This window comes from Bradyrhizobium betae (assembly GCF_004123905.1).
GTDB classification, from domain to species: domain Bacteria; phylum Pseudomonadota; class Alphaproteobacteria; order Rhizobiales; family Xanthobacteraceae; genus Bradyrhizobium; species Bradyrhizobium betae_A.
Map to the genome: position 1 here is coordinate 273,712 of NZ_MZXW01000004.1, position 15,712 is coordinate 289,423.

General features: G+C 60.3%; 16 protein-coding genes and 1 pseudogene. 14 read left to right on the top strand and 3 right to left on the bottom strand.

Translation table 11 applies throughout. The annotated features are described in order from the left end of the window. The first annotated feature begins 179 nt into the window (after positions 1–179). The 6 genes from B5V03_RS01405 (at position 180) to qatD (ending at position 6,967) form a co-directional block, all read left to right on the top strand. On the top strand, positions 180–494 hold the full coding sequence (locus B5V03_RS01405; RefSeq protein ID WP_129267487.1) for a helix-turn-helix domain-containing protein: 315 nt from the start codon (positions 180–182) through the stop codon (positions 492–494). Further along, positions 484–1,728: a type II toxin-antitoxin system HipA family toxin gene (locus B5V03_RS01410; protein WP_129267488.1), complete on the top strand. Its 1,245-nt coding sequence runs from the start codon at positions 484–486 to the stop codon at positions 1,726–1,728. Before B5V03_RS01405 ends, B5V03_RS01410 begins: the two co-directional genes overlap by 11 nt. Before the next feature lie 108 nt (positions 1,729–1,836). Then, positions 1,837–3,978 carry a Qat anti-phage system ATPase QatA gene (gene qatA, locus B5V03_RS01415; RefSeq protein ID WP_245502136.1) on the top strand — a complete coding sequence of 714 codons (2,142 nt, stop codon included), beginning with the start codon at positions 1,837–1,839 and terminating at the stop codon, positions 3,976–3,978. Continuing rightward, complete coding sequence (gene qatB, locus B5V03_RS42885; protein ID WP_129267489.1) at positions 3,978–4,856, top strand: Qat anti-phage system associated protein QatB; 879 nt, start codon at positions 3,978–3,980, stop codon at positions 4,854–4,856. Before qatA ends, qatB begins: the two co-directional genes overlap by 1 nt. Beyond that, complete coding sequence (qatC, locus tag B5V03_RS01425) at positions 4,853–6,202, top strand: Qat anti-phage system QueC-like protein QatC (protein ID WP_129267490.1); 1,350 nt, start codon at positions 4,853–4,855, stop codon at positions 6,200–6,202. The genes qatB and qatC overlap by 4 nt, the downstream gene beginning before the upstream one ends. A gap of 9 nt (positions 6,203–6,211) precedes the next feature. After that, positions 6,212–6,967: a Qat anti-phage system TatD family nuclease QatD gene (gene qatD / locus B5V03_RS01430; protein WP_129267491.1), complete on the top strand. Its 756-nt coding sequence runs from the start codon at positions 6,212–6,214 to the stop codon at positions 6,965–6,967. A 640-nt stretch (positions 6,968–7,607) separates the two neighbouring features. Here the strand turns inward: qatD and B5V03_RS01440 are convergent. Next, on the bottom strand, positions 7,608–8,735 hold the full coding sequence (locus B5V03_RS01440; protein WP_129267492.1) for a hypothetical protein: 1,128 nt from the start codon (positions 8,733–8,735) through the stop codon (positions 7,608–7,610). 187 nt (positions 8,736–8,922) lie between these two features. Here B5V03_RS01440 and B5V03_RS01445 point away from each other — a divergent pair, with 187 nt between their 5' ends. The 4 genes from B5V03_RS01445 to B5V03_RS01460 all read left to right on the top strand — a co-directional run bounded on the left by B5V03_RS01445 (position 8,923) and on the right by B5V03_RS01460 (position 12,055). Next, positions 8,923–9,429 carry a hypothetical protein gene (locus B5V03_RS01445; RefSeq protein ID WP_164987711.1) on the top strand — a complete coding sequence of 169 codons (507 nt, stop codon included), beginning with the start codon at positions 8,923–8,925 and terminating at the stop codon, positions 9,427–9,429. A gap of 22 nt (positions 9,430–9,451) precedes the next feature. Next, positions 9,452–10,099 carry a DUF1780 domain-containing protein gene (locus B5V03_RS01450; protein WP_164987712.1) on the top strand — a complete coding sequence of 216 codons (648 nt, stop codon included), beginning with the start codon at positions 9,452–9,454 and terminating at the stop codon, positions 10,097–10,099. Positions 10,100–10,277: 178 nt separating this feature from the next. Then, positions 10,278–11,156, top strand: coding sequence for a toll/interleukin-1 receptor domain-containing protein (locus B5V03_RS01455; protein WP_129267495.1), 879 nt, complete (start codon positions 10,278–10,280; stop codon positions 11,154–11,156). Between the two features lie 5 nt (positions 11,157–11,161). Beyond that, complete coding sequence (locus tag B5V03_RS01460) at positions 11,162–12,055, top strand: hypothetical protein (RefSeq protein WP_129267496.1); 894 nt, start codon at positions 11,162–11,164, stop codon at positions 12,053–12,055. On the opposite strand, the gene B5V03_RS01465 is transcribed toward B5V03_RS01460, so the two are convergent. Both B5V03_RS01465 and B5V03_RS42980 read right to left on the bottom strand, forming a co-directional pair. Further along, the gene (locus tag B5V03_RS01465) at positions 12,048–12,794 is read right to left on the bottom strand and encodes a helix-turn-helix domain-containing protein (RefSeq protein ID WP_164987713.1); all 747 of its coding nucleotides are present in this window, start codon (positions 12,792–12,794) and stop codon (positions 12,048–12,050) included. The two genes, B5V03_RS01460 and B5V03_RS01465, sit on opposite strands and share 8 nt — an antisense overlap. A 115-nt stretch (positions 12,795–12,909) precedes the next feature. Beyond that, positions 12,910–13,031, bottom strand: a pseudogene (locus B5V03_RS42980) (SOS response-associated peptidase); the annotation flags it as partial. 189 nt (positions 13,032–13,220) lie between these two features. Between B5V03_RS42980 and B5V03_RS01475 the strand changes: the two are divergent. From B5V03_RS01475 to B5V03_RS01490, 4 genes are read left to right on the top strand one after another with little or no spacing between them, the layout of a single operon-like run. Beyond that, on the top strand, positions 13,221–13,496 hold the full coding sequence (locus tag B5V03_RS01475) for a helix-turn-helix domain-containing protein (protein ID WP_129267498.1): 276 nt from the start codon (positions 13,221–13,223) through the stop codon (positions 13,494–13,496). Between the two features lies 1 nt (position 13,497). Continuing rightward, positions 13,498–13,782 carry a hypothetical protein gene (locus tag B5V03_RS01480; protein ID WP_164987714.1) on the top strand — a complete coding sequence of 95 codons (285 nt, stop codon included), beginning with the start codon at positions 13,498–13,500 and terminating at the stop codon, positions 13,780–13,782. Between the two features lie 14 nt (positions 13,783–13,796). Further along, positions 13,797–14,693, top strand: coding sequence for a hypothetical protein (locus B5V03_RS01485; RefSeq protein ID WP_129267500.1), 897 nt, complete (start codon positions 13,797–13,799; stop codon positions 14,691–14,693). After that, positions 14,686–15,675, top strand: a complete 990-nt coding sequence (locus tag B5V03_RS01490; protein WP_129267501.1) for a DUF2971 domain-containing protein — start codon at positions 14,686–14,688, stop codon at positions 15,673–15,675. The genes B5V03_RS01485 and B5V03_RS01490 overlap by 8 nt, the downstream gene beginning before the upstream one ends. The last annotated feature ends 37 nt before the right edge of the window (positions 15,676–15,712 follow it).

The window sequence follows — 15,712 nt, forward strand, 5'->3', positions numbered from 1 at the left end:
GAGGCACACGCTATGGACGCCACTGTTCTTGCGCGATCCCTTCAGAGATCCCCCCTTAGGAAGATATGTTTAGAGATCATTTATCGTAGGATGATATGTTTAAGATTCATAGCCTTGACTTCTGCTTGATACGTATACATATCTTTATGGATCGATATGATACGTAAAGGTATCTCAAAATGGCCGAAAGCGAGTTTCTCAAGGAGCTCGGGCTGCAATTTCGCAGGGCCCGGGAGGCCGCTGGTCTGACTCAGGAGCAAACGGCCGATCGGGCCAATATCAGCCGACCTCGCTACCGGGATATTGAGACCGGGGCCGCGGCGGCGCGCACAACCACGCTTGTCAACATCGCCCGCGCGCTCGGGATGGAGATGATGTTGATCCCGCAAGCGATGGTGCCCGCCGTGCAATCCATGTTGCGCCCAACGGACGATGTGGAAGATCGGCCCGCCTTCACTTCAGACGTCGAAGAGGACGAACGCCATGAATCCTAAAGCGGCCGCTGAGCGCGTCCAGTCGCTCGACATATCGCTGAACGGTTTAGCGGTCGGGACCTTGGTCCGGACACCCGGCGACTACAACGCTTTCAATCTTTCGGCCAGCTACCGGGCCATGAAAGATCCGCCTGTCTTCAGCCTGTCGCTTCGCGCGGAGGGCGGTGGACTCCGTAAGGATCCCAAACCAGTACGCGGCGCGCTTCCGCCGTTCTTCGCCAACTTGCTGCCCGAGGACAAACTGCGCGAAGCCATGGAAAAGCATCATGCAGGATTTGTGAGGCCAGGCAATGATTTCGATCTGCTTGCCGCCTTAGGTACCAATCTGCCGGGGGCGGTACGTGCGCTACCGAGCGACGGAAGCGCGGCTCCTGCTGGGGCGGCGCTGCCGGGTAAAGGCAAAGCGCGCTTTTCGTTGGCTGGCGTGCAAATGAAGCTCTCGGTGATGAAGAATGCTGGGAAAGAGGGGGGCGTCACGCTCGCCGTCGATGACGGACAAGGGCAATACATCGCGAAATTTCCTTCGCTCACGCACATCGGGCTCTCGGAGAATGAATTCGCTATCCTAGCGCTGGCGGAAGCATTGGGCATGGAAGTGCCCGCGCGCGAGCTGGTGGAAAAGACGGACTTCGACGGCATTCCCGAAGAGTTCAATACGCTATCGACCGGCAAGGTGCTGCTGGTTCGACGATTTGACCGCGGTCCAGATGGCGCCCGCATTCATATGGAAGACTTTGCACAGGTCTTCGGACGATATCCGGCGGAAAAGTATACTGGCGCCGGATATCACAACATCGCTATCGTGCTGAACACTGCCCTGTCATACGACGCTGCCATCGAGTTCGTTCGACGACTGGCGTTCACCGCGATGACAGGCAACGGCGATATGCATCTCAAAAACTGGTCGCTTTTATATCCCGGCGACGGACGGAGCCCCGCGTTGGCGCCGGTCTACGATGTCCTTTCGACGGTACCCTACCTTCCGAAGGACGAGATGGCGCTCAGCTTGGCTGGCGCAAAATCATTCAAGAGCCTCACTCCCGACAGGTGGCGTAATTTTGCTAACCGCAGCCGCCTTCCGGAAGGCGCCGTAGCGACGGCTGTCGCTGAGACCGCTACATCGATACACGACAAATGGTTTGACTTGTCAGAGAGAGACGTCGTCCCGGCATCGGTCCTTGAGCATATCGATGGGCATATCGATGCAATGGCATCCATTCTGGATCCTTCGTGAGGACCGGTCACGGCTGTCGCAGCAGATCCGACACTTTTGCACCACGATGCTCTTGGAGATCGTAACGACGGCGTCGCCCCACCATCTTTCTGCTAAGGAAATTAGGGTGTGAACCTGCCAGCCCGCTCCCTGAAAGCGGAATTATCGGGCATCCCGATGGAAAATGGCTTCATCCTATGCGGGAATATGTGGCGGAACTTTACCCGTTCCGGCAGTATGCCGCGCCATGCGACGCTGAGGCAATCAAAACAGCAGGCCGATTCGAAGCATTCGGGGGGGATGCGTGCCGTGATACTTACCGACAATGAGACGAAGATCGACCTCCTCAACAATGAGGCGATCGCCAAAACAATCATCGAATTGCTGCGCGAGAAGCCCGAGCGCCCAGTCACCGTCGGCGTGCATGGCGACTGGGGAGCTGGCAAATCCAGCGTCCTGGAAATGATCGAGGCCAACCTCGCGACCGACGCGAACGTCCTCTGCATCAAATTCAACGGTTGGCGATTTCAGGGATTCGAAGACGCAAAAATCGCGCTTATCGAAGGCATCGTCACCGGCCTCGTCGAGAATCGGCCGCTGCTCACCAAAGCGGGAGACGCGGTCAAGGACATCTTCGCAAGAATTGATTGGCTGAAGGTCGCGCGGAAGGGCGGTGGTCTCGCATTCACAGCGTTCACCGGGATCCCCACACCCGATCAGGTCAGCGACGTCGTGGAAACGCTAAAGGGAATCTTCGCCGATCCGGCCAAGCTTGCGACGCAAGACAATTACGACAAGGCCATCGATGGTGTTCAAGGTTTACTTAAGCCCGGCGAATCCAAGAATGTGCCCAAGGAAATCGACGCATTCCGTAAGGCGTTCGACAACCTCCTTAAACAAGCAGGGATCCAGCAACTCATCGTCCTGATCGACGACCTGGACCGCTGCCTTCCTGATACGGCGATTGAGACACTTGAAGCAGTACGCTTGTTCGTGTTCACGGATCGCACTGCCTTCATTGTGGCAGCTGACGAGGCAATGATCGAATATGCCGTGCGTAAGCATTTCCCGGAGCTGCCGGATACAACCGGGCCTCGCGACTACGCTCGCAACTATCTCGAAAAACTCATCCAGGTGCCGTTTCGCATTCCGGCACTGGGCGAGACGGAGACCCGGATTTATGTCACGTTACTGCTAGTCGGCGCCGAGTTGGCCGACGACGATCCGGCCTACGCGTCACTGATCGGGGTCGCGCGGGAGCTGCTCAAGCGTCCGTGGAAGGCTGCCGGTCTCGACGCTCAAACCGTCAAGACCACACTCGGCGATAAAGCGCCGCAAGTCCAGAATGCCCTGACGTTGAGCGACCAGATCGGGCCGATCCTCGCCAGCGGAACGCAGGGCAATCCGCGTCAGATCAAACGTTTTCTCAACACCTTGTTGCTCCGCCATCAGACCGCAATCGCTCGCGGCTTCGGCGATGAGGTCAAACTGCCCGTGCTCGCCAAGCTCATGTTGGCGGAGCGTTTCCTGTCGCGGCTTTTCGATCAGATCGCCAGCGCTGCCGCGCGACATCCGGATGGCCAATGCGAAGACCTCGCGGCGCTGGAGGCCGTCTCCGAAGAGAAGGAGACGCCGAAGCGCAAGCGGAATGGATCGAAAAACACCGGCCGGGACGACGACACGCCACCCGTCGTCGTCTCCGCGTCGAACGAAAGCCCGATCCTGATCGAGTGGAAGGCAGCCGACGCCATACGCGCCTGGGCGAGGCTTTCTCCGAGCTTGGCCGATGTCGATCTGCGGCCGTATCTGTTCGTGACCAAGGATCGGAAAGACTATTTCGGCGCCGCCTCGGTGCTCGGACGTCTCGCGGCAGTGGTAGAAAAGCTGCTCGGTCCCAAACTATCGGTCCAAGCCTTCGAAGGCGAGCTCAAGCAACTCGTGCCAGCCGAGGCCGCTCAGGTGTTCGAGGAGTTGCGCGGCCGCATCATGGGCGGGGACGCTTTCGATACCGCGCCACCCGGCGTGAACGGTCTCGCCGTGTTGGTTCGCGCCCACCCGACATTGCAGGCCAATCTTCTCGATCTCCTCGAAGCTTTGCCGCGTGATCGATGCGGCCCGTGGCCGGCGAGTGGCTGGGAAGGCGTCATCAAGGAAGCTGATGCCGTGGCGCGTTTTGAGAAGTTGTTGGAGGGCTGGTCCACGTCTAAGTCGTCGTTCCTCAAGACGACGGCAACCGCGGCGCTCCGCACCCGCCAGAAAGCCGGGCGCTAATGGGGACGTCAAGTGCTTATGGCGGAGCCGGCGGTACGACACCGCTCGTTCCGAGTTGGCTCCGAGGAGAGGGTGATAATGCAGGCACCGATGGAGGCGCTGGTGCTCAACCTGCACCCGCTGACGGTAGGGTGCCGACGGCTCCCGCTGCGCCAGCTCCGCTCCAGGCGACACCGAGGCCGGGCGCTTCGGATCGCTTTACGTCGGCGCGTAATAATTTCTCGCGCTTCACAAGTTCCGGCGGAAGTGATCGTCGGAGCCTCGGCCGTGCAGTCTCACAATATGTATCCCAGTCTGCGGGGGGATCGCGTCAAGCGGCGCAGCGTATGGGATCATCGCGTGGCGCTGCCGCGGGCCTCATCCGTTTCCTCAACGACGCCGGCACCAATGGCGTGCGCGAGGCGTTACGGACCCTCAATCTCGACAGTTTGGCGGGGCGCCCGGTCGAGGAAGTCTTCGCCGGTCTCGCCGACTATATCTGTCCCGAAGGCGGCTCGATTGACGAAGGCATCGCTCGCGACGCCTTCGTCGAAACCATCGCCGATCTCGCTGGCGCAGGAATCACGGACATCGACGCTCTCACGCCGGGACAGATCCAGACGGTGTTCGAGCTTTACGCCACACACGCGATAGAGGCGCGCATCTGCAACGATGTCGGCGCCAAGCTCATCACCTTACCGGCGGACCCACGCGCGGCAGAGCGCGTCCAAGCTCAATTGCGAGACTTCATTCAGCGCGGCGTGAGCGACGCCATCAATGCCGCCGGCGTCAATATTCAGTCGCTGACGCCCAATGCGGTCATAGGTTTCGTGACTACAGTCTATCAATCGGCTTTCGAAGTCTTGCAGACGATGGGCGAGGGGGAGGCGGCGAGATGAGACGGCATGTCATCATCGGGCGCTTCGGGCCGGGCGATAGGGCCCGCGTGCCCAAAGCACGCGACGAGGTTCTCTCGACGTTGCAACTTGTCGCAGGGAAGCGGATTGATCACGGCATCGGCCGTGCGTTGGGCGATCTCAAAGCCTTGGGGCTTACGCCGAGCGAGATCGGAGCTGACATGCTCGTGGTCGCCGCCCACGTCCACGCCGCGGATACCCGGCTGTCGCGCGCAACGGAATCGCAGGATGCTTGGACCCGCGAAATCCGTTTGGTCATTCCCGTCAGCGATCCCGTACGCTGGATCGCGGCCACACCCATCCTCACCCGTGCACTCAACTTCCTGACCGGCGACAAATGGACTGTCGGTTTCCGAAAACGCCCCAAGGGCTTCGCGACCTTGGTTTCGGTCGCAGCGCCCCAGTTGATTCCCGCGCCCTTCGACGGCGTGAGTCTGTTCTCGGGCGGATTGGACAGCTTGATTGGCGCGATCGACACGCTCGAGGCTGGCGGAACGCCGCTCCTGGTAAGCCACGCGGGAGAAGGGTTGGTCAGCAAATCGCAGGAGCAGTGTTTCGACGGATTGAAGGCTGCATATAAAACCTCCTCATTTAATCGGCTCCGCGTCTGGATGAGTTTCGACAGCGGCCTGGTGGAAAATGTGGCATCGGAGGAGACGACACGCGGTCGGTCCTTCCTGTTTTTCTCTTTGGGTATCGCGGCAGGCACCGCCGTCGGGCGTGATTTCGTCCTCAAGGTCCCCGAGAACGGATTGATCGCGCTCAATGTGCCGCTCGACCGCTTGCGGCTAGGTGCGCTGAGCACACGGACAACGCATCCTTTCTATATAGCGAGGTGGAACGAACTGCTCCGATCGCTCGGCATCGCGGGCCGGGTGGAGAACCCATATTGGAACAAGACGAAGGGTGAGATGGTGCTCGCTTGTGCTAACCCTGCGCTGCTGAAGACATTAGCGCCTTTGTCGCTTTCATGTTCCTCTCCGTCGAAGGGACGATGGACCAAGAAGCCGCAGGGACACTGCGGATATTGCCTGCCTTGCCTCATCCGGCGTGCTTCGCTGCGGCGTAGCGATTCGACGACCTATAGCCTCCCGGATCTGAGTGCTGGCACATTGGATACGAAGCAAGCTGAAGGACAACAGGTCCGTTCCTTCCAGATCGCCATCGAGCGTCTCGCCAACCGCCCGGACTTGGCCAAGGCGCTCATTCATAAGCCCGGGCCGCTCTATGACGATCCCGATCGCCACGACGCGCTCGCTGACGTCTATCGCCGCGGATTGCAGGAAGTCGGCCGATTGTTGCAAGGCGTGCGCACCGCGCCATCTTAAGAGGTGTCTATGGGTTCCTCCGGCCTTGTCGATTTTCACTGTCACCTGGATCTTTACCCCGATCACGCTGCAGCGGTCGAGCGCTGTGAGCGCGATGGCGTCTTCACATTGGCGGTGACCACTACGCCGAAGGCGTGGTCAAGAAATCACGAACTCGCGAAGCTCACACGTCATGTGCGGGCCGCACTCGGTCTCCATCCCCAGTTGGTTGCTGATCGTGCGCAAGAAATCGTCCTGTGGGAAGAATTGTTGTCACATACACGTTACGTGGGAGAGGTCGGGCTCGACGCCGGGCCGCGCTTCTACAAAAGCTTCGATAAACAGAAGGAGGTCTTTAACCGCGTACTAACCGCCTGCGCCGCGGCGCGAAACAAGATCCTCACTGTGCATAGCGTCAGGGCGGCCAAGGTCGTCCTCGACATGATCGAGCAGCATATGCCACCGCCACGTGGACGTGTGGTATTGCATTGGTTCACGGGAACGGCGGCGGAAGCCCGCCGCGCCGTCGATCTGGGCTGCTATTTTTCGATCAATGCACAAATGCTCAACAATGAGAAGCATCGCGCCGTCGTAAGGGGGGTGCCACTCGATCGCCTCCTCACGGAAACCGACGGGCCTTTTACCCAAACCGGCGGTAGGCCGAGTCGACCGAGCGACATCCCGATAACTCTTGACGGGATGGCGGATCTCTTTGGAAAGGACCGCGGCTGGATTGAGGCGGCGGTCATGAGCAACCTGAAATCGATTCTGTCACAGGCCGAATGAGGCAGCATCGATGTCGATATCGAAAATGTGCGGGCTCTAATTCCGTAAATGTCGCGTTATGAAGTGATAGATCTTCCCGTACTCGACCTTCGCGCGGTTCGGCAACAAAACCCTAGATTAACCGGAGCTTGCGCGTCGACGAAACACCGCTGATCAAGCGGGCGTCGTCTGGCTCTCGCGCTCATTCTTGACGGCTGCTGCTTGTGCCGTTCGACCGACTCACCGTAAGGAGAATCGTGGCTCCGTGCCGAAACAACGCCAGGCCCTGACGCAAATGTCCCAATCCAGCGAGAAGGCTAGGTGGCGCATCTCGTGGCGCGGCAGTTCACCGATCTGTCGCCGGAACTGGCCAGCGTCGGTGTCCGCGAACATGGCGTTTCCGGTGCCGCATGGCCGGGGTGACGAATTCCATCACGGAAGTCCGGGCCTCGATCACCGCAGCCTGCCCAAAGGGCCGAAGCCGCGTGACATCGAAGATCCTTATCGTCGCCTCGACCAGATCAGGGTGAAGACGCGGGATTTTCGGTAGGCTTGCCTTCTATACCCTGGCGTCTGATTGGCTCATGCAGGATTCTCGCCGTACCGTGCTGTTCAGTCAGATCGTCACGAGAAGCTAGTGAGGATAGTCACACCACGGCATTCACGGTGTATCAGACGTAAAGCTCTGCTTGACGAACGCGCCAGTGTCATCGAACAAAACAGTGAAGCGTCCACCGTCGATAGCCTGTTCGATCTCTTGCTGTGTTTTCCCTGCGACCCGTATCTGCTTCACGCCGTCGCCGAGCGAGTCGCGCAACATGCGCCCTCGCAGCGCGAAGTCAAGCTCACCCAGCTCGAACTGTTCGGGCATCACAGCCTTCTCAGTAATCGTCTCGTTCCCCATGTCGCACTCGGTATAAAAACGTGGGCGCTCCTTCAAGCTCAGGTTCATAAAGGCGAAGTCGACCATGACCTCGCGCGCTTGGATCTCCGACAATGGTCCCTCTATCTTTTCGAGTCTCGGCATCGCGCCATTTATTGCCCCACAGGCGTCATCGAACGTCGTGATCAGCACAACATTCCCGAGCCTCAACAGCATGGTCTGCGCGTCGACTATGTCGCCATAGTCGAATTCCTCACGCCATCCTTCCGTCTTCGCCGCAAATGCCCCTAGCGATCCAAACACCTCCTTCTCAAGGGTGGCCCCGTTTACAAAGCACCGCACAAGGCAGTGCATATGATGCAGCGCCTGCCAGTCGTGCAGGTCTCCGATCTTGTCATCCGGCTCGCGAAGGTCTTGGTGTATTCGAAACTCCCTGTCCTTGAGATGGACCTTGAGAAAGATCAGGCCCAACCAGACGAAGAACTCCAATCCGTTGCCGTCGGCGATGTGCTTCTGCACGGCCTCCGGGCCGGCATTGACGACCTTGCTGATCCGCTCTTCGATCTGGCGTCCCATCAAAGAGTTACAGTCCTGACAGCAGGGGACTTTGAACCGTCCGTACTTAACGGCCCCGCCATTTGGCAATGTGATCGTCCTGTTAAACAGGTTGAATTTCCGCAGCACCCATTCAGGAATAACATGCTCGTCGTTGAACACTTTTGACCCGGGCTGTGCGCCGCAGATAAAGCAGCAGCGGCCGAGACAGATATCGTTCACAAACCGATCCTTGCTGAAAAACAGAACCTTACCGCTATGATCCAGGAACGAACCGTCTGGAGTCTTTTGCCAAGCCATTGTGATCAACCTTCGCCACGGCGCGCCTGGCCCTACACGGGCCAGCGCCATCCTGCTATTGAATGGCGTCGCCGGCCCGGAGCCAGCCACGGGCAGCGATATGCGAAAGAACACGCTCCTACCAGAGGGCCTCGGTCCTGCTTAGGGGATATTCATGTCGAGGAAGTCAAGAAAAGCTCAACGGCGACGGAAATGGCGGCGCCGGTTAAGGTCTGGGGGACGAACGCCGTCCGATGCGATGCATCAAGCGCTCGGGGAGTTTTTGACCGAGATGGGCCGCGTCGAGTTCAGGGTGCTCCTGTTGATGGACCTCATCAATGAGGCGCCGCTCGAAGCGCTGTTCGACGAGTATTCCGGACGGACATGCGCGGACAAGATCAAGATCTTCAAGAAGTGGTGTGACTTCGGAGGCGTGCCCGATGAACACAAGGCGACGCTACAACGCCTTTACAAGGAGCTGGATGACCTCCGGCCGGTGCGCAATTTTCTGGTCCATGGCGAGACATGGGAAGGCGCCTTCAAGGGCAAACCGCGCCAGCCCTATAGGGTCGGACTCGTGAAAAAGAATCTTGAATATCTCGACGAATTCGAGCGCGCCGAACACGGTCCGAACGTCTTTGACGTCCAGCAGGTGCGTGATGCGACCAGGCGCTGCGCTGGGATTCACCGGGATCTTGCAGTGTTGCGGGACGCGATTGCCGCGACCGCCGTACCATTTGAAGAAGAAGTCACGCAGGCTCCGTGACCAACTGCTATCTCTGGGGACAATGGCCTTTTCCGACAACGCATTCCTCGCCAAACTGCGCGAACACGCCGATCGCGCCCGGCGCCTTTTCTCAAATCCGCAAAAGCCGGAACGGGAGCGCATGGTCGTGCGCGCATTCCTTCGTTGTATCGGTGAAACCTTCGAGGACGGTGAGATCTTCGCGAGCAGGGACGAGCCGATCGACGTCCGATTTCGAGCTACCGATTTCCAAATCATGGACATCGTCGGCGATAACAAGCGCGGCTTGGCGTGGCGTCGGCGCCAGGACAGATATCGCAATGCACAACATATCGCAGACGTGCTGGAGCCGTACACGCCGTCACAGCCGATGTCGTTCGACGACGCGGCCCAGCTCGTCGTCGATCGTCTGTCGGCGAAAGCCGCGCGGTATGGCGCCGCCGCTTGCGCGAGCTTGGATGCCTTGGTCTATATCGACCTTCACAATCGGCACCTTTGGCCGCTTGAGCCCACCGATCATGGGCGCGCCATTGCCATGCTTCAAACTCAGGGCTGGAGATCGGTCTCCATGCTCTTTGTGCCCTATGGCGTCGTGCTGCTGGCAGCGCCGGCCGCTCCGGTGGTCATCAGGACACGAGCCGGGCGGGTTCTGAACGAATGGCCGGGGCTCGATGGGTTATTTGACCCCTAATGGGCCACTGGCCATCTGCGCTTGTCCTTGGCTGACGGCCTCAGCGGAGATTTCCGCTCATCTTCGTCGGACCTGGGACGATCGGATCAGTGCGCCGGCGTAGAAATTCCGATAAAACCGCCGGCAACACTTCTAAGCACCACGCCTAATCCCCAAACCGACAACAGCGGTCGCCTCGATGTACAATCTTCTTGTTTCCTCCAATGCCGAGGCCTGGAACGGCGAGCCCTGGCAGATCGAGTTCTCGCGCTGCGTTCGCGAGTATACCGAAAATGCGATCACCGAGCGGTTCGGAACGCTGGACGAGGCCGCGGTCTCGGAACTCAAACGGCTGCCGTGCATCTTCGCCTACGAGGCGTTCAACCAGCTCGCACCGAAATTCGGCCTGATCCGCGACATCGCCAAACGGCAGGGGCAGGTTCGGATCGAATACGAGCTGCAGGCCATCGATCCGTTTCTGTCCGCCGACGATCTCGAACAGCTCACCTTCGAGCTCGACATCGGCAAATGGGAAATGAACCGGACGCATTGGGCGGTCAAGGACGTCAATCTTGCGAAGGAATTACACGCCGCGCGGCGCATCACGCTGCCGTCTTGGACGGGGCAGGCGACCAAGACCGTCGATATCACCAAGCATCATTTCGACGTGGCTCTTTCTTTTCCGGGAGAGGTGAGGGCGATTGTCGAACAGGTGGCGCGCGAGTTGGAGGGAAGGATCGGGCCGAACTCCTATTTTTACGACAGCAACTACGTATCGCAATTGGCACGGCCGTCGCTCGACACATTGCTGCAGGAGATCTACCGGCATCGTTCGAAGCTGATCGTCGTGTTCCTGGGGTCCGATTACCAAAGGAAGGACTGGTGCGGCATCGAGTTTCGGGCGATCAGGGAGATCATCATGGAGCGCGACAATGCCCGCATCATGTTCGTGCGAACCGATGACGGCGCCGTCGACGGCGTTTTCAAGACCGACGGCTACGTCGACGCGCGCAGGTTCAGCCCGGCGCAGATCGCGCAATTCATCTGCGAGCGCCTGGCCGTGCTCACGCCAGCTTAGTCACCATGGACAAGACACCGATGACCTCCGATGGGGATGAAGCGCCGAAGGAGATCTCGGAGGTTACACGCCGTGCCATTATCGATCATTTTAGCGTTGCGAAGGTGGGCTGGGCCGGCCGGCTGCAGGACGACGAATTTCTGGCAAGGCTCTATGATTTATCGAAGCTGCCGTCGTTCGACCATCGCTACCAGGACGCCGCTGGCGACATCTATCAGCATTGCGTGCGCAATAGCGACTGGGAGAGCGACTGGGTCTTCTACGATCGCCGGTTTAATCTGATGTACGGACCTGATGCGGAATTTCTCCGTTTTCTCTGCGAGACCGTGCACCCGGTCGTGCGGCCCGAGGAAGATGAAGCATCAACCCTTGTGCGCGTCTATAACGAGGCGCTGGCGCCTGATGGCTATCAGGTCGTCGCGGGGAAGACCATTTCCGGCAGACCGATCTTTGTCGCACAATCGGCCCGCCGCGCGGTCGTCTTCGAGGAGCCGACCGGTTGGCGGAAAGTTGACCGCCAGCTTCAGGAGATGCGGCTGCGGCTCGATAGCGCCGAGACCGAGGAGCAATATCAAGCCGTCGGCCTTCTCTGTCGCGAGGTGCTGATCTCCGTGGCGCAGGAGGTTTACGATCCCGCCCGGCATCCGCTCATCGACGACAAGACCCCCAGCGATACCGACGCCAAGCGGATGCTGGAGGCGATCTTCGAAGTGGAGCTGAAAGGTTCAAGCAACGAAGAGGCCCGCGCTCACGCCAAGGCGGCGGTACGTCTGGCGCTCGCGCTGCAGCACAAGCGGTTCGCTGATTTTAGAACCGCCGCGCTGTGCGCCGAGGGCACCTGGTCGGTCGTGAACATGCTGGCTATCATCGCCGGCCGGCGAGGCAGGCGCATCACGTAGTCGTCGGCCCGGAGGGTAACGCCACGACGCGGCGATCGACCATCAGGTGCCGCCGCTTCGCCGCGCCGGGGTCGGTGAGGCGCGGCGTGATCGAGACGACCGCGACCTTCCAGTCCGGCAAACGATCTTGCGGAGCCGGCATCACCCCGGACAGAACGGTCAGACCCCGTCGTTCCAGGTTGCCGACACAGGTGAGGATGTCGTTATAGAGATCGCGGCGTCCCCGCTCGGACGGTGGCGGCTCGGCGATATCCGACAAGATAAATGACGCGAGATCGAGCCATTCCTGCAAACCCGCGATATCATCGTCGTAGGCTTCGGGCACCTCGGGACGATGAATCAGGACGGCCTCACATCGCGCGGCGTCGCGAACCGCGCGATGCGTTGTCATCGGCGCGACCGGGACGATTTCAAGATGGGAATAGGTGTCCACCAGGCTGGCAGCCGCTTCGCCGGCACTCAATGGCAGGCGAGGCGCCGTGAAATATCCCGCCTCATAGCCGAACGCCTGAGCAATCCTGTCCAGCGCATCGTCGCTCACGCGCTCGCCGCGTTCGATGCGCTCCACGGTCGAGACCGAGACACGCGCGAAGTCGGCGAGCGTCGTCGTCTTCCATTGCCGCAGTCCGCGGTTCCATCGCACCACGAAGGCCACCAGTTCGATGGGCGGCGCCGTCGGGACGTCGACAGGTCTCTCCGGCAGTTGTGTGATCTTGTCCAATAGGTCTTGGGTCGTCATGAGCATTGGCTCCTTTCATAGTCGAAAGGATGCACGATCCTCGCCGGCCAAAAGAGGCCGAAAAATCCTTCATGCCCAGGAAACCCAACGATCATGCTCGCCCCTCCCGCACAGTCTGGACCGCCACGACCTGGCGGTTGTGATACGGCGGGACATCCGGGCCTGGCTCTGTCGTCAGCATCGCGAAGGCCGAGGATGATTGCCATGATCCTCGCGCCAGATTCCGGCGATTGCCATTCTTACCATGTAGCAACGGACCAGACCGGACGGGAGGGGGACGCCGCCGGCGAAGCCCATGCGCCTTGGGCCTCCGGCTACCCCGGACGCCGACAAATGAGCAAGCGCGGTATATTTCAGCTACGAAAGTTATGCCGTATTTTAGCCATATTTAAGGTAATACTATTTAAATGAAACCGAGGATGGGGAATGCCGCTCAATCTTTCCAACAGTCAGGCGCTCGGGCGGACCTACGCGGCGGCGCGCATGATGGCGGGCCTCGACCAGGGCGCCCTCGCGGCCCAGGCCGGGCTTTCTGCCGGCACGATTTCCAACGTCGAGCGCGGGCGGGATTCCAGGCCCGAGACACTGAAAGCGATCCGTCTCGCCCTGAATCGGGAAGGGGTCTTGATCGGATTCAGCCGCAACAACGGCCTGGCGACGGTGTCGATCGGTTTTGCCGCCGATGATTCAGATGAGGAGTAAGATGATGCATACCTATTTTGGCGAGTTCAACCGAGTGGTCGGCGACAACATTCGCCGTGCCATGAGCGTCCTCCGATCCTGGGGTCTCGATGTGCAGTTGCTACCGCACAAGACCGCACTGCGGATCGAGCGACCGGACGATATGTCGTGGACCGATTTCAAGCGTGCCATCCGCGCTGTGCTGCAGCCCCGGCGCGGATCGGCGATGATATCGAGTGAATCCACGGGGCGGACCTACGTCTGCAGCAATCGGGGCAATCAGCCCGGCGATTTCCAGCGGCAGTGAGAAGGGACTTCGCGGTGCTGGCCTTTCACGAAACCGAGACGTGCGAGGGCATTATCCAGCATCTCGAGCAGCGCCAGTGCGCGTGGCGCTCGGACGTACAGATACGCGACAGGGGCAGCGAGACGTCGGCGGATGCCCGCGTCGAGATGGCGTTCCGCCTGGATGACCAGCTCTATGCCATCGAGCACACCGGCATCGAGCCGTTCGACGGCTTCATGGCGCATCAAAATCGTGCAGCATCACTATTCTTGCCGCTTCAGGCCGCCGCGGCTGCGGCGCTGGGCTCGATGTTGGCCAACGGCGTCGTCATCGAAATGCACCTGCCGATCGACGCCTTCACGGATCGCAAGATGCCCGAGGTGCGCGCCATTCAGGCCGCGTTGCTCGCCTGGATCACCGCCACCGCGCCGACACTGCCGCCGCGTCGCTATGCCAATTATCGGGGCACGCTCGTGACGGCCCAGCCGGCCGGCGTGCCGTTTCAGGCTTCCTTAGTACGGTTCGACGGCATCGCCGGGATGGAGGGCCGATTCCAGCTCAAGCATCTGACGCGCGGCAGCGAGACGCCGCGCGTCGAGCGCATCGCGCGCGCCTGCGAGAAGAAGTTTCCCAAGCTCGCGCGCTGGAAACAGTCGGACGGCGCCCGGACCGTCTTGGTGTTCGAAGACAATGACGTGCAGCTCACCAATGTTTCCATCGTCGCCGAGGCCTACCTTCCGATCGCCGGCGCGCGCGCCGACGCGCCGGACGAGACCTATATGGTCTCGACCTATACATTGCCGTGGTACGCGTGGCCGCTGTTGGTCGCCGGGCAGAGCTATTTCGACCTCGCGGCGATCAGCCATCCCGTTCATTTCGAGATGGACACGAGCGGCCGTCTCCTCAAACCGGGCCTGACGGCACATGTCTGAAACCGATCCTCCCAACCATAGCCGTGTGCCGTTGCCGCCGCAGCTTCAACAGGCGATCGAGGCGTTCAAGGGCTGGACGAGCCAGCATCTCCTGTCCGAGCAGAACGACAGCACGATTGCGACGACCCTCTATCACTACACCGACGTGCGCGGCCTCAAGGGCATGCTCGAGGCCGGACAGATCTGGTTCACCGACTACCGGCATCTCAACGACCCCAGCGAACTGACCCACGGCATCGATATGGCCCGCGATGTGGCCCAGCACATTGCCACCGGAGCGGATGGCCGGGTCCGGCTGTTTCTCGACTGCTTCCTCGATCTCTTTCGGCACGACAATTTCGCTCCGACCCTGGAATTCTTCATCGCCTGTTTCAGCCGCGCACGAGACGATCTCGGCCAGTGGCGCGCCTATGCGGACAACGGACGAGGCGTCGCGATCGGGCTCTCCCCATCGCTGTTCGTCGTCGCCGACGCTCCGCCACCCGGTCAGCTTCCGGAGTTTGTTGGTCCGGTTCGCTACAGTCTTGCCGATGTGTGCGGCCGGCACGAAGCCTGTCTTGAGGAGGCCGCGGCGATCTTTCTCGCCACCGCGAACGCCAACACCGATCTGCTGGCTGACAAAACTGTCGGCATCCCGTTCATGGACCAGTTCGTCCGCGAGATCATCGCTTCGCCGCTGATCTGGAACTGCCTCACGTCGAAGCACCCCGCTTATGAGCACGAGCAGGAGGTGCGTCTGGTGATGATGGGAACGCCGGCCGTCGTCTCGCCATTCGTCACGACGCGCTTTCGCGGCAGCGAGATCGTTCCCTACATCGCCCAGCCAATGCCGCTCCGCGTCCAGCACAAGATCGCCGAGATCGTCGTCGGTCCCGCGGCGCCGCCCGACGCCGAGCGGACCGTGCGCACCATGCTCCGCTCCATCGGCATCGATTGGGACTTTCCCATCGGCCGATCCGACATTCCCTATCGGGCGTCCTGACCCGGCCCGGGAGGGGATCCCCGCGATATATGTATCA

Bases quoted from the DNA above. Each gene is read 5' to 3' on its own strand.
- B5V03_RS01490 (WP_129267501.1), top strand. From the start codon at position 14,686: ATGTCTGAAACCGATCCTCCCAACCATAGCCGTGTGCCGTTGCCGCCG.
- B5V03_RS01465 (WP_164987713.1), bottom strand. From the start codon at position 12,794: ATGACGACCCAAGACCTATTGGACAAGATCACACAACTGCCGGAGAGA.
- B5V03_RS01475 (WP_129267498.1), top strand. From the start codon at position 13,221: ATGCCGCTCAATCTTTCCAACAGTCAGGCGCTCGGGCGGACCTACGCG.
- B5V03_RS01455 (WP_129267495.1), top strand. From the start codon at position 10,278: ATGTACAATCTTCTTGTTTCCTCCAATGCCGAGGCCTGGAACGGCGAG.
- B5V03_RS01460 (WP_129267496.1), top strand. From the start codon at position 11,162: ATGGACAAGACACCGATGACCTCCGATGGGGATGAAGCGCCGAAGGAG.
- qatB (WP_129267489.1), top strand. From the start codon at position 3,978: ATGGGGACGTCAAGTGCTTATGGCGGAGCCGGCGGTACGACACCGCTC.
- qatC (WP_129267490.1), top strand. From the start codon at position 4,853: ATGAGACGGCATGTCATCATCGGGCGCTTCGGGCCGGGCGATAGGGCC.
- qatD (WP_129267491.1), top strand. From the start codon at position 6,212: ATGGGTTCCTCCGGCCTTGTCGATTTTCACTGTCACCTGGATCTTTAC.
- B5V03_RS01410 (WP_129267488.1), top strand. From the start codon at position 484: ATGAATCCTAAAGCGGCCGCTGAGCGCGTCCAGTCGCTCGACATATCG.
- B5V03_RS01445 (WP_164987711.1), top strand. From the start codon at position 8,923: ATGCATCAAGCGCTCGGGGAGTTTTTGACCGAGATGGGCCGCGTCGAG.
- B5V03_RS01440 (WP_129267492.1), bottom strand. From the start codon at position 8,735: ATGGCGCTGGCCCGTGTAGGGCCAGGCGCGCCGTGGCGAAGGTTGATC.
- B5V03_RS01450 (WP_164987712.1), top strand. From the start codon at position 9,452: ATGGCCTTTTCCGACAACGCATTCCTCGCCAAACTGCGCGAACACGCC.
- B5V03_RS01405 (WP_129267487.1), top strand. From the start codon at position 180: ATGGCCGAAAGCGAGTTTCTCAAGGAGCTCGGGCTGCAATTTCGCAGG.
- B5V03_RS01480 (WP_164987714.1), top strand. From the start codon at position 13,498: ATGATGCATACCTATTTTGGCGAGTTCAACCGAGTGGTCGGCGACAAC.